Source organism: Bradyrhizobium sp. P5_C12, assembly GCF_054049735.1.
In genome coordinates this window covers 1-21,357 of record NZ_JBFULU010000005.1, presented here as the reverse complement: position 1 = coordinate 21,357, position 21,357 = coordinate 1, and the positions used below count along the sequence as shown (strand labels likewise).

The following is a 21,357-nucleotide window of genomic DNA, read 5'->3' as shown; positions in this document are numbered from 1 at the left end:
AGCCTTCACGCCCCCTCATCCAGCGCCACCAGCTCGCGCTTCTTGCGCAGTGCGGGCAACAACGGCGCGATCAGGAGCACGATTGCGAGCGCAAGGCAGGCCGCCGAGATCGGCCGTTGCACGAAGGTCCAGAGATCGCCCTGCGACAGGATCAGCGACTTGCGCAGATTGTTCTCCATCATTGGCCCCAGCACGAAGGCCAGCACCAGCGGCGCCGGCTCGAAGCCGAGCTTGCGCATGAAATAGCCGATGATCCCGAACGCGATCATCACATAGACGTCGAACACGTTGTTGCTCGAACAATAAACGCCCAGGATCGTGAACAGGATGATCAGGGGGAACAGGATGTTGTAGGGCAGCTTCAGCAGCTGCACCCACATGCCGATCATCGGCAAATTGAGGATCAGCAGCATGACGTTGCCGATATACATGCTGGCGACGATGCCCCAGAACAGGCCGGGGTTTTGCGTGATCAGAAGCGGCCCCGGTTGCAGGCCGTGGATGACGAAGGCGCCGAGCAGCAGCGCCATCACCACGTTCGGCGGGATGCCGAGCGTCATCAGCGGAATGAATGCGCCGCCCGCCGCCGCATTGTTGGCGGATTCCGGTCCCGCGACGCCCTCGATCGCGCCGTGACCAAAACGCTCCGGTGTCTTCGACAGCCGCTTCTCCAGTGCATAGGACGCAAACGAGGCCACCACCGCGCCGCCGCCCGGCAGGATGCCAAGCAGGAAGCCGAGCAGCGTGCCGCGCGCGACCGGACCGGCGCTCGCCTGCCAGTCCGCCTTGTTGGGCAAGAGCTGCGTGATCTTCGCGTTGATGATGTCGCGCTTGATGGCCTGCTCGGTGTTGAGCAGCACCTCGGCGACGCCGAACAGGCCCATCACCACGGGCACGAGCCCGATGCCGTCGATCAGCTCCATGCGGCCGAATGTCAGCCGCGGCTGCGCCGTGATGCTGTCGAGCCCGATCAGGCCGAGCACCACGCCGATGCACGCCATCAGCAGCGCCTTTGGCATCGAGCCTTGCGTCAGGAAGGTGAGCACGACCAGCCCGAGCACCATCAGGCTGAAATATTCGGCCGGGCCGAACGCGATCGCGATGCTGGCGAGCTTTGGCGCCACCAGCATCAAGGCGACCAGCGCAAACGTGCCGGCGATGAAGGAGCCGAACGCGGAGATGCCGAGCGCGGGGCCGGCGCGGCCCTGTTTCGCCATCTGGTGACCGTCGATGCAGGTCACGACGGAGGCCGCTTCGCCGGGAATGTTGACCAGGATCGAGGTGGTCGAGCCGCCATACATCGAGCCGTAATAGATGCCGGCCATCATGATGATGCCGGATTCCGGTGTGCCCGACAGCGTCACCGGAAGCAGCAGCGACATCGCCGAGATCGGCCCGATGCCGGGCAGCACGCCCACCAGCGTACCGATGAAAACGCCGATGAAGCAGTAGAGCAGGTTGATCGGCAGCAGCGCGACGCCAAACCCATGCGCGACGTTGACGAGCGTATCCATGCGGTCAGCCGATCTCGAACAGGCCCGAAGGCAGTTGGATCAGCAGGAGGCGCTTGAGCACCCACCACATGCCTGATGGCACCAGCACGGCAATCGGGATCGCCAGCGTCCAGCGCACGGGGTCGATCACGCGCAAGAGCACAAGCATCAGCGGGATCGCCGACAGCAGGAAACCGAGCGGCTCCAGCGCGAAGGAGAATGCCGTGAGACAGGCGATCAGCAGGAGTGGCTTGGTCCAGCGCGTATTCTCCCAGCGCGAGGCCAGCGTCGGCCCGCCCTCGGTGATCGCCGAGACGATGATGGCGGCCGCGAACACGCACATCAGGATGCCGGTGTAGAACAGCACGTAGCCGGAGCCGGGATCGTTGATGGTGCCGAGCTTGAGCTTCAGCCCCTGCCAGGTCACGAAGCCGCCGAGCGCAAGGCCGATCAATCCGCCCCAGAGTTCGGAGTTGGAGAGGCCGAGCTTGACGTTGCTGTCGTTGTTCATATGAGGCGCCTTTTAGATCACCGTCACCCTGAGGTGGCCRCTTCTTCAGCGGCCCTCGAAGGGCGGCGGTGCCCCGATCCATCCTTCGAGGCGAGCCGCAAGCGCGGCTCGCACCTCAGGATGACGCGTTCACTTGTGGGGTCCACAGTCCTTACTTCTTCGCCAGCCCGAGCGTGTCGATCACCTTGCGTTCGGACTCCGTGACCTCGACCGCGAACTTCTTGTAGTCCTCGGTGTTCTTGTAGTTCGGCACCATGTCGTACTTGGCGAGCGTCGCGATCACCGCGGGGTCCTCGACCGCCTTCTTGAAGGCGTCGTGCAGCTTGGCGACGATCTTGGGATCCATGCCCTTGGGACCTGCGATACCGAACGGGGAGTCGTAGACCATGGGATAGCCGAGCTCCTTCAGCGTCGGCACGTCAGGATAGTTCGGCGAGCGCGCCCCGGTCCAGACCATCAGCAGCCGCAGCTTGCCGGCATCGACCAGCGGCCGCCATCCCGTGGAATCTGCCTGGAGCATGGTGTGCTGTCCCAGCACCGCGGCGTTGGTTTCCGCGCCGCCCTTGAACGGCACCTGCGTGAGCTTGATGCCGGACAGCGCGGCGATCTGCTCCATGCCGATGTGCAGCGAGGTGCCGGTGCCCGGCGTCGCGTAGGTCACCTTGCCCGGATTCGCCTTCGCGAACTCGACGACGTCCTTCCAGGACTTGAATTGCGACTCCGCGCTGGTGGTCACGCCGAACGTATAGCCGGTGAGGTGCACGATATAGGTGAAGTCCTTCGCCGGATCCCACGACACCTCCTGCATCAGGGGCAGGCGGAACACGGTGATCGGGATCTGCGAGATGGTGTAGCCGTCCGGCTTCGCCGCCGCTGCCATGGTCGCCGGCCCCACCGTGCCGCCGCCGCCGGCCTTGTTGTCGATCACGATCGGCTGGCCCAGCACCTTCGAGGCGCTGTCGGCGATCGCGCGCATCGAGATGTCGGTCGAACCGCCGGCCGGCCATGGCACGATCAGCGTGACCGGCTTGCTGGGATAGTCCTGCGCGCCGGCCGTGGTCGAGAACGACACGCCCAGGGCAGCATGCATGGCGGCAAACGCGATCGTCGTCAGCCCGCATCGCGACATCGAACACTCCTCCCTCGCAGCGGCCTCATGCGGGCCGCCGTTTCTCATTGTTATGACGGGATTGTCCCCGAAATCGCGAGAGAAGAAAAGCGCGTTGCGCGTACCGCGTGTGGCGGCAGCGGCGGCAATTCCGCCGGATGCGGCCTATGCGACAATTGGTCGTGTGGAGGCGTGCCGAGACGCGGAATTTGGCGGTGCGGGGGGTGAGGCTGTTACGCCACCCGCCGGACCGCGCTGAGCCGCTCGATCGCGTGGCCGACCTCGGCCGCCGGACACGGCCTGCCGAAATAATAGCCCTGCACCGCGGTGCAGCCGCATTCGCGGACGAAGTCGAGCTGCTCCACCGTCTCGACGCCTTCCGCCGTGGTCTCGACGCCCAGCACCGAGCCGAGGCTCGCGATGGTGCGGACGATGGCGATGCTCTCAGGGCTTTCGCCGAGCGTACCGACGAAGGAACGGTCGATCTTGATGCGGTCGAACGGAAACTTGCGCAAATAGCTGAGCGAGGAATAGCCGACGCCGAAATCGTCGAGGCTGACGCGCACCCCGAGCGAACGGAGCTGATGCAGGATCCCGATCGTCGCCTCGCTGTCGTCGAGCAGCGCCGTCTCGGTAACCTCGAGCTCGAGCCGCTGCGGCGGCAGGCGGGCCTCGGCGAGCGCGCTGGTGACCATCGCGACCAGCCCGCGCGAGCGAAACTGCACAGGTGACAGATTGACGGCGACGGTGAGGTCAGGCCAGGACGCAGCACTCGCGCAGGCCGTACGCAGCACCCATTCGCCGAGCGGAACGATCAGGCCCGTCTCCTCCGCGATCGGAATGAACTCGGCCGGCGAGACCATGCCGCGCGACGGGTGCTTCCAGCGCAACAGCGCCTCGAAGCCGGTGAGCTCGGAGGTGTCGAGCCGCATCTGCGGCTGGAACGCCAGATGGAATTCGTTGGCCTCCAGCGCGCCGCGTAGATCGTGCTCCAGCGCGTGCCGGCTGCGTGCCTCTTCTTCCATCTCGGGTTCGAACAGCTGATAGGCGCCGCGGCCCTTGGCCTTGGCCTGGTACAGCGCGAGGTCGGCGCATTTCATCAGCTCGTCGGCATCGAGCCCGTGGTCGGGCGCGATCGCGATGCCGACGGAGACGCCGATATGGATCGACTGGCTTTCCAGCGGCGGCGGACGGCCGATGATCTCGACCAGGCGGCGCGCCAGCCGCTCGGCCGATTGCGGCTGCGGGCCGCGCTGGAGAACGGCGAACTCGTCGCCGCCGAGGCGTGCGACCGTGTCGTGCTCGCCGACATTCTCCTTCAGCCGCGCCGCGACCCAGCGCAGCAGCCGGTCGCCGGCGGCGTGTCCGAGCCTGTCGTTGACGGTCTTGAAATTGTCGAGGTCGAAGCACAGCACGGCCATCGCGCCGCCGGCGATCGCGACCTGGTTGAGCCCCTCGCTCATCTTCTCGCGGAACAGGGTACGGTTGGGCAGCTCGGTGAGCGAATCGTGCCGCGCCATGTGCGCGACGCGGGCCTGGGCCTTGTGGCGCTCGGTGACGTCCTCATAGGTGACGACCCAGCCGCCGTGCGCCATCCGCTTGTGATTGAGCTTGATGATGCGGCCGTCGCCCAGATGGCGGTGCAGGGTGTGCTCGCCCTCGCGCAGCCGCTCGACATAGTCGGCATAGAGCTTGGCCGCCGTGGTGTTCGGGTGAATGCCGAGGGAGCAGCTATGCTCCATGATCTCCCGCATCGAGATGCCGGGCTTCACGATGTCGGGCGACAGGCCGTACATCTCGATGTAGCGGCGGTTGCAGACGATCACGCGCAGGCTCGAATCGAGCATGCACAGGCCCTGGCTCATGTTGTTCAGCGCCGCGTCGAAGCGGCGATATTGCTCGCTCAGCTCCTCGACCGCGCGCTCGCGCTCGCTGATGTCCTCGTAGGTGGCGACGAAACCGCCTTCGGGCAGCGCGCAGTAGCGTACCGAGATCACGGTGCCGTTCGACATGCTCCGGCGTATCGGTGACGAATCGCGGTTCGCGATCCTTGCACTTGCGGCGTCCAGGAGTTGTTGCGGACTGTATTCCGAAACGAACGCGCCGTTCGCCATCGACCGCTCGATCAGCTCGCCGAGATGCGTGCCGGGCCTGGTCTCCTCCGGCGACAGCAGGTAGATCTTCCGGTAGGTGGTGTTGCAGACGCGAAGGCGCATGTCGCTGTCGTAGAACGCGAGCCCGTGCGCCATGTTCTCCAGCGCCGCATCGAGAATGAAGTTCTGCTGCCTCAGGGTCTCCTCGTATTGCAGCCGCTCGGTGACGTCCTCGTGCACCGTCACCCAGCCGCCGTCGGGCAGGAAGCGGGACACGGCCTGCACCATCCGCCCGTCGTAGCGCATCACCAGCAGCGTTTTCGCCTTCCTGCCGCGCACGTCCTCCAGCCTGGTGTCGTGGAACTCGTCACCCGACATGCCCGGCAGGTTGCCGCGCGACATCCAGTGGTCGATTACCGTACAGTGCGTGACGCCCGGCTTCACGATCTCGGCGTCGAGATCGTAGAGGCGCAGGAACCGCTCGTTGCAGACGACGACGCGGCTGTCGGCGTCGTACATGATGAGGCCGTGCGACATGTTGGAGAGCGCATGCTGGCTGCGCTCGGTCTGGAGGCGCAATTCCGCCTCGAGTCGCGCCAGGCGGCTGACGTCGTCGCAGATCGTCATCCAGCCGCCGCCGGGGAGCGGCTTCAGCTCTAGCGCCATGACGAGACCGGTTGCAAGCCGTTGTTCGGTACGGAACGGCACGCCGGCCGCGATCTGCTTCACCCGCGTGGTGTAGAGCGCGTCGAGCTCGCTCACCGGGAAGTTGCCGAGCGATGCGCTGTGGGTGAGCACGTCGCGATAGCTGGTGCCGACCCGCACGATCTCGGCCGACATGTTGAACAGCGCGAGATAGCGCTGATTGACCAGCAAGATCCGGTTGTCGGCATCGTAGACGCAGACGCCCTGCTCCATATGGTCGAGCGCAAGCTGGCTCAGCGCGACCAGGGCCTCCGGGCCCTGCTCGCGGCGTGCACCAAGCTCGTGGTCGGAGGACGGCGTCATCGGATCGGCGGGGTCTCGCGGGCAATAGACTTAATGCAACGTCATGCAGTCGCCGAGGGTAGCGAACAGGCGGGAAAAATCCCTTAAGCGCCGTAGTTTACGGAGGATGACCGGCGGTGCAGAAGGATGCATTCCGGGCGCGCGAATGTGCGGGTCGCTGCAAGCGAGAGTTGGTGACGAGCGTGCAACAAATCCCGCTGTCGTCCCGGCCTCCGCCGGGACGACAGCGAGTTTGCGGCGCGCGCGTCCCGCCTCCTACGGCCCGTACAGCACGAGCTCGGTATCCGTGAGATCAGCCAGTCGCGGGCGGTGCGGGCCCTTGAAATATTTGCGGCCGCGGCGCTCGGTGTAGACGCCGACGAGGCCCGGGATCGGGCCGTTGGAATCGACGATCACTGCGACCTTGCCGAGCCGCAGCAGCAGCCGGCCGATGCGGCCGGCGCAGGCGGTGTATTCGGCGGCGCTGCGGCAGTAGATCAGTTTCATCGCGGGCGGCGCGATGAAACCGCGGCGGATGCGCACCGGTTGCAGGATGAAGGGGAAGGCGCCCTGCGGGGTGCGGCACACCAGACTCAAACAATTGTAGCGCGCGTGCCGCGTCAACAGTTCGGTCTCGGCTTCGGAGAGGCCCTCGATCTGCTTGGTATGCTGCGAGATGACCTCGATCTTGCTCCAGCGCGGCGCGCGCGACAGGGCCGGCACCGAGAAGAACATGCCGCGGCAATAGGCACGAAAACCCTGCGTCTCGATGATCGGCCAGGTCCAAGGCGCCGGGCTGATGTTGAGATAGGTCACGTCCTTGTGCCGTTGCGCGATCTTGGTCAGCAGCGGCGCGTAGTTGCGGTAGGCCGGATCGACATACCAGCTCGACAAATTGCACTGGATCGCGGTCTCCTCGCCATCCTTCCGCGTCGTGTAGATCAGCAGCAGCACGCCGACCGGGGCGCCGTCATTGTCGAGCATGTAGCCGAAGCGCGGATAGCCCTCCGGCACCGGCCGGAAGGCCTGCCGGCGCAGGCCCTGGATCCAGTAGTTGCGCGAGCGGCCGACGAAGCCACGCGTCAGCAGGTCCGCGATGGCTTCGACATCGGACTCGGTAATCTCGCGGCATCGGACCTTGGTGTGGATCACGCTCGTCTTACCCGTGGAAATGATCGGCCTCGTGGAGTTTATCTTTTGAGCATGATCTTGGCGGAAACCCGCTTCACACTTTTCCGGATCACGCTCTAGCGCCAGCCTTCGCCATGGGCATCGGCCGCGAGCTGCGGCTGCATGCCCAGAATGTCCCGCACCTTGGCGGGCCAGGCGGAGAGATCGGTGCCGTGGGTGTGGAACATGGCCACCGCGAGCCGGTCCATGCCGAAGGCGACGCAGCCGGTGTGGGCCGGCTCGCCATCGGCGTCCTGGATGCCCCAGGTCGTGCCGAAATGTTCGCGGTGATAGTTGAAGCTCATGCAGGCGGTCGGCTGTTCTTCCGAGCGCAGCGGGATCAGCAGCTCGAACTTGAGCTGCTGCTGCTTCTGGCTCACGGCCTTCATCTGGCCGACGCGGCCGAAGAAGGGGTCGCTGGCATAGTCGACGCGGAAGGTCAGGCCGAGATCGGTCGCGATGGCCTGCGCGCGCACCATCCAGCGCTCGCGGAAATCGGCGACGTCGTCGGGATTGCCGATGCAGACATATTCACGCATCCGGAACGATTGCAGCCGGTCGAGGTGCTTCGACGGCTCGCGGCGGAAGCAGTCGGCGGCGACGTCGAAGCGCAGGCCGCCCTTCGGCAAAGGTCCGCGGCTCGCCGCGATCGGATAGACGGGATAGCAGGCCGCCGGCGACAGCACGAGATCGGCCGGTGACAGCGAGGTGGTCCAGTCGCCGCCGGCATCGAAGCGGCTCACCGCGGCGTTGATCTCGCGCTCGGTGCCGTGCAGGCCGCAGACGCAACCGAGCAGGTTCGGAAAGCTCTTCAGGTAGCCGGATTTCTCGAGCTGGGTGCGGCTCATCACCGGCGGAAAGCGCATCACTTCGGTGCCGGCCTCGCGATGCCGGGTGATCAGCGCGGCCAGCCGCTCGACGATGCCTTCATAGAGCGCGGTGCGGGCGTAGACGCCATCCGCACCCATGCGGTGGAACAGCGAGTCGGCGAGATGATCGAGCGGATCGATGGCTTGCGGCGCGGTCTCGGGCGAATCGGGGAGAACAGCAATGTTCATGTTCGAGGTCCTGCTATCTGAAATTATTCTTGTTGGTCGAGAAGGCTCGTCAGTCGCTGAGGCACGTCAGTAGCGAAGGCTCTTCAGTCGCGAAGGCTTTTAGTCCCGAAGGCTTGCCGGCACGCCGCTCATCAGCGTCGAGGTCGCGGCATTGGCCAGAATGCGGTCGTTGTTGATCATGATCGGCGACGACAGCACGTCGCGCAGGTGGCGGCCCATGGTGAACTCGCCGTCATTGCGGTAGCCGGAGAGGCCGTTCGTGCGCATCGCATGCATCACGGTCTCGACCGCGAGCTCGGAGGCCTGCACCTTCAGCAGCGTGATCGATGACTGGAAGTCGAGCGAGCCGAGTGCGCGCTCGTCATGCTCGGCGCGGGCGAAAGCGTCGATATTGGCTGATATCAGCGCGCGCAGTTTCGCCAATGACATCTTCGCGGCGGTGAAATGCGCGGCCGCCGGCGGCATCTGGCCGCCCGAGGAGCGGGCCGCCTTGCGGATGAAGGCTTGCGCCCGGGTCACGGCCGCGGCCGCGATGCCGGCCCAGACGGATGACCAGCACAGATGCGCGAACGGCGTCATGGTCTGGGCATGGATCTTGTCGTAGGATTCCGGGAAGACGCGGTCGGCGGGGCAGTCGACCTTGAGCTCGAATCCGGTCGAGCAGGTGCCGCGCATGCCGAGCGTTTCCCAGCCCAGCGTCCGCTTCAGCGAATAGTCGTCCTTGGCGAGCGCCAGCAGCACCTGGTCGGAGGCGGCGGCCTCGTTGGCGCGGCGCGCGATGGTGACGAGGCCGTCGGCCTCGGCGCCGTAGGAGATCACGGTGGCGTCACGCAGCAGCGAGACGGTATCGCCGGCGTGGTCGACGGCGGCGGCGCTGGCGCGGATGTTGCCGCCATTCTGGCCTTCGGTGGTGGAGGAGGCGAGCAGCCACTGGTCGCGGGCGACCCGGCGCATCATGGTTTCCATCCAGGGAATGCCGTGACCGTGCCTGACGACGCAGGCGACCTTAGTCTGGTGCATCGCGTAGATCATCGCCGTGGAGGCGCAGGCGCGTCCGAGCGTGTAGCAGATGTCGGTGACGTCATGGATCGAGGCACCGAAGCCGCCGAACTCGACCGGGATCATGACGCCGAGCAGCTTCTGCTCGCGCGCGACCTCGTAAGCCTTGTGCGGGAAGCGGGCGTCGCGATCGACCACGTCTGCGTCGGCCGCCGCAGCAGAGGCGGTGCGGGCTGCGCGCTCGATCAAAGAGGGGCCCTCGAGAAAGCTCGTTTGCGTTTCGTCGACAGTCAGGACTGCTTCACGCACGTTCATGCTCGTCCGCCTCCAGTTTGCCGTTCAGGATCGCCGGCACCATTCGCGATGCCGCTTATGCGATCCTCCGACCATCTTTGGTTGTAAGATGAGGCTACGGATTTAATTCAAATTCGTCGATGAAATAGAGGGTAAACGAATCGCAATTCCGAACGGACAGTTAAAGTCGGGTTGTTGGCATCGCCGAAACGTCCGGTATCGCATTAGCGATTTGGTAGATGCATGAATTCTAGACAATCTGAGTCATCGTTTACTAAGAAACGCGAAGTAATGGTGCCGCCCATTGCGGGATCGGCCGTCCCTGCCCATCGTAGCGGGCAATCCGGTCCGACCTTGATAGACAGATGGGAATTTGCCGATGCAGGCCTTCGATACCGATTTGCGCAATCGCATCATCAAGCTGGTGAAGGGCATCCTCGAACAGAACTCGCTGTCGGCTGATGTCACGCCACAGGCGAAGCTCGTCGACGTCGGCCTGACCTCGATGGACATGGTCAATCTGATGCTGGGCGTGGAGGCCGAGTTCGATTTCACCATCCCGCAGTCCGAGATCACGCCGGAGAACTTCCAGTCGGTCGAGACGCTGGAGCGGATGGTGACGACGCAATTGCAGCCGGCGACCGCGGCTTAGCTAAGCGCCCCGGCGTCGTCCCGGCGAAGGCCGGGACCCATAACCCCAGGGAGCAGTTTGGCGAAGACCGGTCGTTCGGGACTACGACCATCCACCATCGATAGATCGCGCGKTATGGGTCCCGGCCTTCGCCGGGACGACACTGAGTGTGTGGTGACGCTCTGCGCTCCTCACAGCACCGCTATCCACCCCACCACCCCCGTTTCAAAACCGCCGCAAAACTGGCATAGCTTAACCATGTCGCATAGCGCGAACGGGTGGAGCAGGCATGACGCAGGCGGTATTGGGCATCATCGGCGGCTCCGGCATCTACGATTTGCCGGGCCTCGAGGGTGCGCACGAAGAGGTGATCAAGAGTCCCTGGGGCGAGCCGTCGGCGCCGCTGCGGCTTGGCACCATCGCGGGGTTGCCGATCGTGTTCCTGCCGCGGCATGACAAGGGCCACCGGCTGTCGCCCTCCGATATCAACTACCGCGCCAATATCGACGTCTTGAAGCGCGCCGGCGTCACCGACCTGATCTCGCTCTCGGCCTGCGGTTCCTTCAAGGAGGAGATGCCGCCCGGCACCTTCGTCCTGGTCGACCAGTTCGTCGACCGCACCTACAAGCGCGAGAGCTCGTTCTTCGGCAGGGGCTGCGTCGCGCATGTCTCGATGGCGCATCCGGTCTCGCCGCGGCTGCGCATCCATCTCGCGGCCGCGGCCGAAGCCGAGGGTATCGCGATCGCGCGCGGCGGCACCTATGTCTGCATGGAGGGGCCTCAATTCTCGACCCTCGCAGAGAGCATGACCTACAAGACTCTTGGCTATTCCGTGATCGGCATGACCAACATGCCCGAGGCAAAGCTCGCCCGCGAGGCGGAGATCTGCTACGCCACGGTCGCGATGGTGACGGATTTCGACTGCTGGCATCCCGATCACGACGCCGTCACCGTGCAGGACATCATCCGCGTGCTGACCTCGAACGCCGACAAGGCCAAGGCATTGGTTGCGCGGCTGGCAAAGGATTTCCCGCGCGAGCACGAGCCGTGCCCGATCGGCTCGGACCGCGCGCTCGACACCGCGCTGATCACCGCGCCCGAGGCGCGCGATCCGGAGCTGCTGAAGAAGCTCGACGCTGTGGCGGGGCGTATCCTGCGGGCGTGATACGAAAGGCAGAACGCCATGAAAGTCGACGGCAAGCATTTTCGCAGCATCTGGCGCGAGCGCGATGGCTGGTCGGTCGGCGCCATCGACCAGCGCAGGCTGCCGCATGAGTTCGTCGTCGCACGCCTGACCACGTGCGAGGACGCTGCCATCGCGATCCGCGACATGCTGGTGCGCGGCGCGCCGCTGATCGGCGCCACCGCGGCCTACGGCATGGCGCTCGCGATGCGCGAGGACGCTTCCGATGCCGGCCTGAAGCGCGCCTACGAGACGCTGGTCGTGGCGCGGCCGACCGCGATCAATCTGAAATGGGCGCTGGACGAGATGCGCGCGACGCTGGCGCCGATCGATCCGCTGGAACGGGCGGAGGCGGCCTACGCGCGCGCCGACGAGATCGTCGAGCAGGACGTCGAGATCAATCGCGGCATCGCCGGCAACGGCCTGGTGCTGATCGAGGCCATCGCCGCGAAGAAGAAGCCGGGCGAGGCGGTCAACGTGCTGACCCATTGCAACGCCGGCTGGCTCGCCACCGTCGACTGGGGCACGGCGACGGCGCCGATCTATCTGGCGCATGAGCGCGGCATCAAGATCCATGTCTGGGTCGACGAGACCCGGCCGCGCAACCAGGGTGCCTCGCTCACCGCGTGGGAGCTTGGCCATCACGGCGTGCCGCACACCGTGATCCCCGACAACACCGGCGGGCATCTGATGCAGCATGGCATGGTCGATCTCGCCATCGTCGGCACCGACCGCGTCGCCGCCAATGGCGACGTCTGCAACAAGATCGGCACGTACCTCAAGGCGCTCGCCGCGCACGACAATAACGTGCCGTTCTATGTCGCGCTGCCGTCGCCGACGATCGATTTCGCTGTCAATGACGGTATCCGCGACATTCCGATCGAGCAGCGCAGTGGCACGGAGGTCACCGACATGACCGGCCGCACCGCGGACGGCAGGCTGGAGACGGTGCGCATCGTGCCGGAGGGCTCGCCGGTCGCGAACTACGCCTTCGACGTCACGCCGGCCCGTCTCGTCACCGGCCTCATCACCGAGCGCGGCGTGCTGAAGCCCGATCGCACCTCACTGGCGGCTGCGTTTCCGGAGCGTATTGCCGCCGCGGCGGAGTAGCCAGTTCGCCAGGCGATGTCTCGCCACACCGTCATTGCGAGCGCAGCGAAGCAATCCAGAGTCCCACCGCGGAGAGATTCTGGATTGCTTCGTCGCTGCGCTCCTCGCAATGACGGAGAATGACGCTCTAGCGGAGCTTCAGCCCCGTCGCTGCCTCGAGCTCGGCGATCGCCTGCGCGCCGCTTGTCACCTTGATCGTGGTCATACCCATCTCGCGCGCCGGCTTCAGGTTGACGCCGAGGTCGTCGAGATAGACGCATTGCTTCGGATCGACCTTCAGCGTCTCGACCATCATCCGGTAAATGCGCGGGTCGGGCTTGCGCAGGCCGATCTTGGCGGATTCGATGACGTGGTCGAACAGCGCCATCACCTCGGCGACATAGAGCGTGCGGCCGGTCAGGCTGCCGATCGCGTTGGCCGGCAGATTGTTGGTGATGCAGCCGGTCTTGAATTGCGCCTTGATCCGCTTCAAGGCTTCGACCATCTCGGGACGCAGGTCGCCCTGAAGCAGCGGCAGCACGTCGCGCCCGCGCACTTCCGCGCCGAGTGCGAGCGATTCGGTCGCGAACAGCTTGTCGAACGTGTCGACGTCGACCTCGGCGCGCTCGAACTTGGCCCAGGCATTTTCGAGGTGATTGGCGGCGTTGGTGCGCCGGATGATGTCGACAGGCAGACCGCGCTCGGTCTCGAATCGCGCGAATGCCTCGAACGGCGAGCTGGTCAGCACGCCGCCAAAATCAAAGATCACTGCTTCGATCGTCAATTTCCCACCCTCGTCAATTCTATGTAAAGACGGCTAGCATGGGGTCCCGGCAAGGGCCAGTCCGAAGCCTTGCCGGGCCACCACCGATTTGACCGCGAAGATGTGTTCCAATGAAAAAGACCGCAAAGTTCGTCGCAGCCGCGCTGCTGCTCACTGCGCCAGCCCACGCCATCGTCGGCGGCGGCACGCCGCAGGCCGATGGTGTCGCGCGCGCCGTCGTCACCATCGTCGGCTCGCGTGGCAATTTCTGCACCGGCAGCCTGATCGCGCCAAAGCTGGTGCTCACCGTCGCCCACTGCGTCCAGCCCGGTGCGGACTACAAGATCGTCGATCGCGGCACGGACGGTCAGCCGCAACTGCTGAATGTGCGCACCGTTGCGATCCATCCGAACTTCAACATGCAGGCGATGCAGGCGCATCGCGCCACCGCCGACGTGGCATTGCTGCAACTCGAAATTCCACTGAAGGGAAAATCAACGGTCGCAGTTGGCGCACCGAATATTCCAATCCAGGTCGGCAGCCGTTTCGTCATCGCCGGTATCGGCGTCACCGTGCGCGGTGATGGCAAGAGCGGGGGCACGACGCGCGTCGCCGCGCTGGTCACCACGGGTCAGCCCGGCACGCTTCAGATTCGTCTGGTCGATCCCGTAACCAACGGAGTTCGCGACGGAATCGGCGCCTGCACCGGCGATTCCGGTGGCCCGGTGTTCGAGGACAGGCCGAATGGTCCGGTGCTGGTCGGCGTCATCAGCTGGTCGACCGGGCCGAACGGCGCCGCCGGCTGCGGCGGATTGACGGGGGTCACGCCGCTCACGCTCTACCGCGACTGGATTTTGCAGACGGCGCGGAGCTGGGGTGCGGCACTGTGATTTGATCGCGGCTCGATCTGTGTCATTTTGCAGTGGAAGTGCGATGGGCAACCATGCCCGTCGCGGAGGAAACGCGTCGTCCGGTCAAGGGCGGCCACAAAAACAAGCAAGGCATAGAAGCAACAATGAATGTCGCTGTTCGCAGTCACGCCACGACCAACCAGGCTTCAGAGCATTTCGACGTGCTGATCGTCGGCGCCGGCATCTCCGGCATCGGCAGCGCCTATCACGTCACCAAGCAGCTGCCGGGCACGAGCTACGTGATCCTGGAAACGCAGGAGACGTTCGGCGGCACCTGGACGACGCATCGCTATCCCGGAATTCGCTCGGACAGCGACCTCCACACTTTCGGCTACAGCTTCAAGCCGTGGGTCGGGCCGCCGATCGCAACCGCCGAGGAAATCCTCGCCTACATGAACGAGGTGATCGACGAGAACGATATCGCCCGGCATATCCGCTACAAGCACAAGATCAATTCGGCGAGCTGGTCGAGCGAGCGAAATCTCTGGACCATCGAGGCGGTCACCACCGACACCGCTGAGCCAAAAACCTTCACCGCCAATTTCCTCTGGATGTGCCAGGGCTATTATCGCCATTCGGAAGGCTACACGCCGGATTGGAAGGGCATGGACCGCTTCAAGGGCCGCATCGTCCATCCGCAGACCTGGCCGGACGATATCGATCTCGCGGGCAAGAAAGTGGTGGTGATCGGCTCGGGTGCGACCGCGGCGACGCTGGTGCCGAACATCGCCGACACATGCGCGCATGTCACCATGCTCCAGCGTTCGCCGACCTACTTCCGGCTCGGCCGCAACGCCATCGAGATCGCCGAGGAGTTGCGCAGGCTCCAGGTTGACGAGGAATGGATCCACGAGATCGTCCGCCGCAAGATCCTGTTCGAGCAGGATGCCTTTACGAAGCTCTGCATCTCCAAGCCCGAGCAGGTGAAGAAGGAGCTGATCGGCCAGATCAGCGCGGTCCTCGGTCCTGACTACGACGTCGAGACGCATTTCACGCCGACCTACCGGCCGTGGCGGCAGCGCATCGCCTTCGTGCCCGATGCCGATCTGTTCAAGGGCATCGCCAGCGGCAAGGCCTCCGTCGTCACCGACGAGATCGAATGCTTCGTCGAGAGCGGCATCCGGCTCAAATCCGGCAAGCTGCTCGAGGCCGACATCATCGTCACCGCGACCGGCTTCAATCTCGCAGCACTCGGCGACATCGCCTTCGAGATCGACGGCAAGCCGCTCGCCTTCGGCGACACCGTCACCTATCGCGGCATGATGTTCACGGGCGTGCCGAACATGGTCTGGGTGTTCGGCTATTTCCGCGCCAGCTGGACGCTGCGCGTCGACCTCGTCGCCGATTTCGTCTGCCGCCTGCTCGGCCACATGAAGGCGAAGGGCAAAAAGAAGGTCGAGGTCAGCTTGCGTCCCGAGGACCACAACATGCCGATCCTGCCCTGGATCGATCCGGAAAACTTCAACCCCGGCTACATGATGCGCAACATGAACCTGCTGCCCAGGCGCGGCGACAAGCCGGAATGGCAGCACAGCCAGGACTACTGGACCGAAAAGGACGAGATCCCAAAGACGGATCTGGACGATCGGGCGTTTATTTATGGGTGAGGCGCGTTCGCGCCGACCACACACTCCGCTGTCGTCCCGGCCTGCGCCGGGGCGACACTGGTTGTTGGGCGGGTAGCGTCTCAACTCATTCGCAGCACGACTACGAATTCCGCCTTGTCGCATTCGCGGCGATCGCGGCGGCTGCGGTCCGGTTCTCCACGCCGAGCTTGGCGTAGATCTGCTCCAGGTGCTTGTCGACCGTGCGCGGGCTCAATCCCAGAATCTGGGCGATGTCGCGGTTGGTCTTGCCCTTTGACAGCCAGGCCAGCACCTCGCCTTCGCGGGTGGTGAGGCCGAGCTCGCTGGTGAATTCGGGCGGCAGCGCCGTGCCGGCCTCCTTGGAGAGCCGCAGCAGGAACTCGTTCGGCGCGGTTTCGCCGACGTAATAGAGCCGGAGGTGCGCATTGTCGGGCAGCGAGGCCGCCTGCGACTTCGAGCTGCCCTTGCCTTTCGCCTGCTCCAGCCATTGCAGCAGGGAGGGCGGCAGGACGAAGTCGTCGTCGGCCTGCGCGCCCTGATGGTCGGCAAGCAGCTTCTGCGCCTGCGGCGTCGCCCAGAGCAGGTTGCCCTGGCGATTGACCGCGAACAGGAAGCGCCCGGAGACATCGAGCGCGGCGCGCGCGCTCTGGGTCAGCCGCGCATTGCCGAGATGGACGCGAATGCGCGCCAGCATCTCCTCGATCACGATCGGCTTCGTGACATAGTCGACACCGCCGGCCTCCAGGCCGCGTACGATATGCTCGGTCTCGGCGAGACCGGTCATGAAGATCACGGGGACATTGGCGAGGCCGGCGTCGCGCTTCAGGCGGCGGCAGGTCTCGAACCCGTCGATGCCGGGCATCACGGCGTCGAGCAGCACGATGTCGGGCGTGATCTGGTCGACGATGCGCATCGCGCTCGCGCCGTCGAGCGCCACCATCACCGTCATGCCGGCACCGTCGAGCGCGTCCGTGAGCAGCCGCAGCGTCTCCGGGGAGTCGTCGACGACCAGCGCAACGTCGCGCTTTTTCGGCTCAGTGCTCATACGCATGCAATGTCTTCAATGTGGCCATGTACTGGTCGAGGTCGAAGCGGTCGACCAGCGATCGCATCTGCGCGACGAAGTCGGCGTGCTCCGGATGCTCGCTGCCGATTTCGTCCAGTTTCAATTGGATGCCCTTGACGTAGCCGATCCGGCCGAGCCCGATCAGCGCCTCGATGTGCCGCACCGGCGGCCGCGAGCCGGTTTCCGGCTGCCACAGCGGCACGGCGATCTCGTCGGAGCCGTATTGCCATTCGATCTTGAGAAGCTGCCGGATCGCTTCCAGCAGCCGCGGGATGTCGATCGGCTTCATCAGATAGCCGTCGTGGAAGGGCTGCGCCAGCGGCGTGCCGTGGGCCTCCAGCGCGCTCGCCGACACCATCAGGATGCGGGCCTGATGATGACCGCTGGCGCGCAACTGTTCCGCCACGGTCCAGCCGTCCATGCCCGCCATCGAGATATCGAGCAGGAACAGATCGGGCCGGCAATGCTGCGCCAGCGCCAGGCAGCCCGGCCCGTCGGCGGCGCTGAGCAGGATGAAGCCGAGCGGCGTCAGCACCTCGCGCAAGAGATCGCGATGCACGGGGTCGTCGTCGGTGATGAGGATGGTCTTGCGCGCGCCGTGATAGCCGGAAATCGGCGCCTCCACCGGCGCAGTGCGCCTGGGATTGGTGACCTCCGACAGCAGCATCTTCACCTTGAACGTGCTGCCGCGGCCGACGGTGCTGGTGACCTTGATGTCGCCGCCCATCACGCCGGCGAGCAACCGGCTGATGGTGAGACCCAGTCCCGTGCCGGTCTGCGGCTGCGAGACCCCGAGCGCGCCGCGCTCGAAGGGCGCAAAGATGCGTTCGAGATCGTCGCCCTGGATGCCGGGGCCGGTGTCGGTCACTTCGAACTCGGCGACCGGGCTGCGGTAATGCACCACGAACTGCACGCTGCCGCTCTGGGTGAACTTGATCGCATTGGAGAGCAGGTTGATCAGCACCTGGCGCAGCCGCTTCTCGTCGGCATAGACCACGGTCGGTAACGTTGCCGGCCGCCTGAACACGAAGTCGATGCCCTTGGCGGCCGCCTGGAGGCGGAACATGCCGACCAGCTGGTCGAGGAATTCGCTCACGCGAACCTCATCGCGCGACAGATACAGCCGTCCCGCCTCGATCTTGGAAATATCCAGGATGCCGTCGATCAGGCCGGAGAGATGGTCGGCGCTGCGGCGGACGACGCGGACCTGGTCGCGCGGCTTGGTGTTCAGCGTCGAGTCCTGCTCCAGCAGCTGCGCATAGCCGCTGATCGCGTTCAGCGGCGAGCGCAGTTCGTGGCTCAGGCCCACGACGTAGCGGCTCTTGGCGAGGTTGGCGGATTCGGCGACCTCCTTGGCGCGCTGGAGCTCGGCGTCGGTGCGCTTGTGGGCGTCGATCTCCTGGATCAGGAGCGTGGTCTGCCGCCGGGTTTCGGCTTCCGCGGCACGGCGGCTCTGCTGCGCCAGCACGAACAGCCAGGCCACCACGCCGATGATGATGCTGAGCGAGAAGAACACCTTCCAGAGCACGTTGGAGACCAGCATGTTCTCGCCGTGCACGCTCGCCGAGGTCTGCAGATAGATCAGCCCGAGCACCAGCGCGACGAGCCCGGCCGAGACCACGAACACGCCGATGTAATGCCCGAGCTGCGAGTTGATCCGCTGATAGATCGGCTGCGGCAAAATCCTGCTGAGCGCGTCGGAAAATTGCACCTGCGCGCGCGCATGCGGCTTGCAGAGGTCGTGGCAGCGCGCATCGAGCGAGCAGCACAGCGAGCAGATCGGCCCGGCATAGGCCGGGCAGGACGTCATGTCCTCGGGTTCAAAACTGTGCTCGCAGATGCAGCACTGGATCGCCTCGATATTGGCCCAGCTCCGCTTCGGCTTGCGCGCGATGTAGTATTTTCCGCCGGTGAGCCATGCGATAACGGGTGCGGTGACGAAGGCGACCGTCAGCGCGACGAAGGCGGCGAGCGCCTTCATGGTCGGGCCGAACAGGCCGTAGAACGCTGCGATCGAGACGATGATCGCGAGCGTCATCGCGCCGACGCCGACCGGGTTGATGTCGTAGAGATGGGCGCGCTTGAACTCCATATGCGGCGGACGCAGGCCGAGCGGCTTGTTGACGACGAGGTCGGATACGAGCGCACCGACCCAGGCGATCGCGACGTTGGAGTAGAGCGCGAGCGTCTGCTCCAGCGCCTTGTAGACGCCGATCTCCATCAGCAGCAGCGCCACCATCACGTTGAAAACCAGCCAGACGACGCGTCCGGGATGGCTATGGGTGAGGCGTGAGAAAAAGTTCGACCAGGCGATCGAACCGGCATAGGCGTTGGTGACGTTGATCTTGATCTGCGACAGCACCACGAAGAAGCCGGTTAACGCCAGCGCGAGATCCGGCTCCGACAGCACGTATCGAAATGCCACGAGATACATATGCGCGGGCTCGGCCGCCTCTTCCGGCGGCACGCCGTGGCTCAGCGCAAAGAAGGCGAGGAACGAGCCGGCGAGAAGTTTCAGCGCGCCGAGCACGATCCAGCCTGGCCCTGCGCTCATCAGCGCAATCCACCACGACGTTCTGGAGGTACGGCGGTCGCGCGGCAAAAAGCGCAGGAAGTCGACCTGCTCGCCGATCTGCGCCACCAGCGAGAACACGACGGAGGATGCGACGCCGAACAGCAGCAGATCGAAATGGCCGCCGAGGTCGCCGTGCTCGCCGGCGAATTTGTGCCATTCCGTGAAGGAGTGAGGATTGGCCCACGCGATCGCGGCGAAGGGCAGGATGTGCAGAACCACCCACAGCGGCTGCGTCCAGAGCTGAAAGCGGCTGATCAGCGTGATGCCGTAGGTGACGAGCGGGATGATTGCGACCGCGCTGATGAGGTAGCCGATCGGGCGCGGAATCCCCAGGCACATCTCCAGCGCGGTCGCCAGGATCACCGCCTCGACCGCGAAGAAGATGAAGGTGAAGGAGGCGTAGATCAGCGAGGTGACGGTCGAGCCGATATAGCCGAAGCCGGCACCGCGGGTGAGCAGGTCAATGTCGATGCCGCATTTGGCGGCATAATAGGCAATCGGGACACCGCAGCAGAAGATGATGGTGGAGACGACGAGAATCGCGGCGGCGGCGTTGGTGACGCCGTAATTGAGGGTGATGGTGCCGCCGATTGCTTCGAGAACCAGGAACGAGATCGCGCCGATCGCGGTGTTGGCGACGCGGGCGGCGGACCAGCGGCGCGCGCTCTTGGCGGTGAAGCGCAGCGCGTAGTCTTCCAGCGTCTGGTTGGCGACCCATTGATTATATTGGCGCCTGACGCGGTCTATTCGCTGCCGCCCTGCCACTTAACCCCACTCCCGAAGACGTCCGAAACCTCTCGTGAACTCGCAAATCCCGTACCAAAAGCCTACGTCGGTATTTTGCGGTGCAGTATACGCGATCTTGCGTATGCTTGCGCTGCACAAATTCGAGCCATCCTCACGGACCAATCGCGTGTCCTCGAACAAAAGTGGGGTGCTCATGTCAGACGAAGCAAACAAGGGCCTATTGTCGCCGCTCCGGCGCAAACTATTGATGGGAATGGCGGCTGTGCCGGCCATCACGATGCTGCCGCGGGCGTCTTTTGCGCAGGCCCCGGCGACCTCGGCGGTCAATACGACGGGTCTCGCGGTCACCGACACCGAGGTGACGGTCGGCATCCTGCATTCGGCAACCGGCACCATGGCGATCTCCGAGACCGGCTCGATCGAAGCCGAAAAGCTCGCCATCGAGCAGATCAACGCCATGGGCGGCGTGCTCGGGCGCAAGATCAAGTTCATCCAGGAAGACGGCGCCAGCGACTGGCCGACCTTCGCGGAAAAGGCCAAGAAGCTGCTGGTCAACGACAAGGTCGCGGCGATCATGGGCTGCTGGACCTCGGCCTCGCGCAAGGCGGTGCTGCCGGTCATGGAGCAGTATAACGGCATGCTCTATTACCCGACCTTCTACGAAGGCCTCGAGCAGTCCAAGAACGTGATCTACACCGGCCAGGAGGCGACCCAGCAGATTCTCGCCGGCCTGAACTGGATCGCCAAGGAAAAGGGCGCGAAGTCGTTCTTCTTCATCGGGTCCGACTACATCTGGCCGCGCACCTCGAACAAGATCGCGCGCAAGCACGTCGAGAACGTGCTGAAGGGCAAGGTCGTCGGCGAGGAATATTATCCGCTCGGCAACACCCAGTTCAACTCGGTCATCAACAAGATCAAGCTGACCAAGCCCGACGTGATCTTCACCGACGTCGTCGGCGGCTCCAACGTCGCATTCTACAAGCAGCTCAAGGCCGCCGGCATCGACCTCTCCAAGCAGCCGCTGCTGACGATCTCGGTGACCGAAGACGAAATCGACGGCATCGGCGGCGAGAACATCGCGGGCGCCTATGCC

16 protein-coding genes are annotated in these 21,357 nt (G+C 64.8%); 6 read left to right on the top strand and 10 right to left on the bottom strand.

Annotated elements, in window-relative coordinates:
• Positions 1-5: 5 nt before the first annotated feature.
• The 7 genes from ACXJMY_RS05880 to ACXJMY_RS05850 all read right to left on the bottom strand — a co-directional run bounded on the left by ACXJMY_RS05880 (position 6) and on the right by ACXJMY_RS05850 (position 9,734).
• Positions 6-1,514 carry a tripartite tricarboxylate transporter permease gene (locus ACXJMY_RS05880; RefSeq protein ID WP_456618369.1) on the bottom strand — a complete coding sequence of 503 codons (1,509 nt, stop codon included), beginning with the start codon at positions 1,512-1,514 and terminating at the stop codon, positions 6-8.
• 4 nt (positions 1,515-1,518) lie between these two features.
• Positions 1,519-2,004: a tripartite tricarboxylate transporter TctB family protein gene (locus ACXJMY_RS05875; RefSeq protein WP_456618368.1), complete on the bottom strand. Its 486-nt coding sequence runs from the start codon at positions 2,002-2,004 to the stop codon at positions 1,519-1,521.
• A 151-nt stretch (positions 2,005-2,155) separates the two neighbouring features.
• Entirely contained in the window at positions 2,156-3,133 is a 978-nt protein-coding gene (locus ACXJMY_RS05870; RefSeq protein WP_456618367.1) for a tripartite tricarboxylate transporter substrate binding protein, read from the bottom strand.
• A 212-nt stretch (positions 3,134-3,345) separates the two neighbouring features.
• On the bottom strand, positions 3,346-6,213 hold the full coding sequence (locus tag ACXJMY_RS05865; RefSeq protein WP_456618366.1) for a PAS-domain containing protein: 2,868 nt from the start codon (positions 6,211-6,213) through the stop codon (positions 3,346-3,348).
• A gap of 255 nt (positions 6,214-6,468) precedes the next feature.
• Positions 6,469-7,344, bottom strand: a complete 876-nt coding sequence (locus ACXJMY_RS05860; protein ID WP_456618365.1) for an acyl-CoA acyltransferase — start codon at positions 7,342-7,344, stop codon at positions 6,469-6,471.
• Between the two features lie 95 nt (positions 7,345-7,439).
• Positions 7,440-8,420 carry an amino acid--[acyl-carrier-protein] ligase gene (locus ACXJMY_RS05855; protein WP_456618364.1) on the bottom strand — a complete coding sequence of 327 codons (981 nt, stop codon included), beginning with the start codon at positions 8,418-8,420 and terminating at the stop codon, positions 7,440-7,442.
• Between the two features lie 99 nt (positions 8,421-8,519).
• The gene (locus ACXJMY_RS05850) at positions 8,520-9,734 is read right to left on the bottom strand and encodes an acyl-CoA dehydrogenase family protein (RefSeq protein ID WP_456618363.1); all 1,215 of its coding nucleotides are present in this window, start codon (positions 9,732-9,734) and stop codon (positions 8,520-8,522) included.
• Positions 9,735-10,092: 358 nt separating this feature from the next.
• Here ACXJMY_RS05850 and ACXJMY_RS05845 point away from each other — a divergent pair, with 358 nt between their 5' ends.
• From ACXJMY_RS05845 to mtnA, 3 genes are all read left to right on the top strand, one after another.
• Positions 10,093-10,365 carry a phosphopantetheine-binding protein gene (locus tag ACXJMY_RS05845; RefSeq protein ID WP_456618362.1) on the top strand — a complete coding sequence of 91 codons (273 nt, stop codon included), beginning with the start codon at positions 10,093-10,095 and terminating at the stop codon, positions 10,363-10,365.
• A 268-nt stretch (positions 10,366-10,633) separates the two neighbouring features.
• On the top strand, positions 10,634-11,509 hold the full coding sequence (locus ACXJMY_RS05840; RefSeq protein ID WP_456618361.1) for an S-methyl-5'-thioadenosine phosphorylase: 876 nt from the start codon (positions 10,634-10,636) through the stop codon (positions 11,507-11,509).
• 18 nt (positions 11,510-11,527) lie between these two features.
• A complete protein-coding gene (gene mtnA, locus ACXJMY_RS05835; RefSeq protein WP_456618360.1) occupies positions 11,528-12,637 on the top strand; it encodes an S-methyl-5-thioribose-1-phosphate isomerase in 1,110 nt (369 codons plus the stop codon).
• Positions 12,638-12,764: 127 nt separating this feature from the next.
• On the opposite strand, the gene ACXJMY_RS05830 is transcribed toward mtnA, so the two are convergent.
• The gene (locus ACXJMY_RS05830) at positions 12,765-13,400 is read right to left on the bottom strand and encodes an HAD-IA family hydrolase (protein WP_456618359.1); all 636 of its coding nucleotides are present in this window, start codon (positions 13,398-13,400) and stop codon (positions 12,765-12,767) included.
• Positions 13,401-13,510: 110 nt separating this feature from the next.
• On the opposite strand from ACXJMY_RS05830, the gene ACXJMY_RS05825 reads away from it, so the two are divergent.
• Positions 13,511-14,269: a S1 family peptidase gene (locus ACXJMY_RS05825; protein WP_456618358.1), complete on the top strand. Its 759-nt coding sequence runs from the start codon at positions 13,511-13,513 to the stop codon at positions 14,267-14,269.
• Positions 14,270-14,394: 125 nt separating this feature from the next.
• The gene (locus tag ACXJMY_RS05820; protein ID WP_456618357.1) at positions 14,395-15,897 is read left to right on the top strand and encodes a flavin-containing monooxygenase; all 1,503 of its coding nucleotides are present in this window, start codon (positions 14,395-14,397) and stop codon (positions 15,895-15,897) included.
• A gap of 100 nt (positions 15,898-15,997) precedes the next feature.
• Here the strand turns inward: ACXJMY_RS05820 and ACXJMY_RS05815 are convergent, their stop codons facing one another.
• On the bottom strand, positions 15,998-16,927 hold the full coding sequence (locus tag ACXJMY_RS05815; RefSeq protein WP_456618356.1) for a response regulator: 930 nt from the start codon (positions 16,925-16,927) through the stop codon (positions 15,998-16,000).
• A complete protein-coding gene (locus ACXJMY_RS05810) occupies positions 16,911-20,282 on the bottom strand; it encodes a hybrid sensor histidine kinase/response regulator (RefSeq protein ID WP_456618355.1) in 3,372 nt (1,123 codons plus the stop codon). Before ACXJMY_RS05810 ends, ACXJMY_RS05815 begins: the two co-directional genes overlap by 17 nt.
• 175 nt (positions 20,283-20,457) lie before the next feature.
• On the opposite strand from ACXJMY_RS05810, the gene ACXJMY_RS05805 reads away from it, so the two are divergent.
• Positions 20,458-21,357: transporter substrate-binding protein (locus ACXJMY_RS05805; protein ID WP_456618354.1), on the top strand; the 900-nt coding region annotated here is incomplete at its 3' end.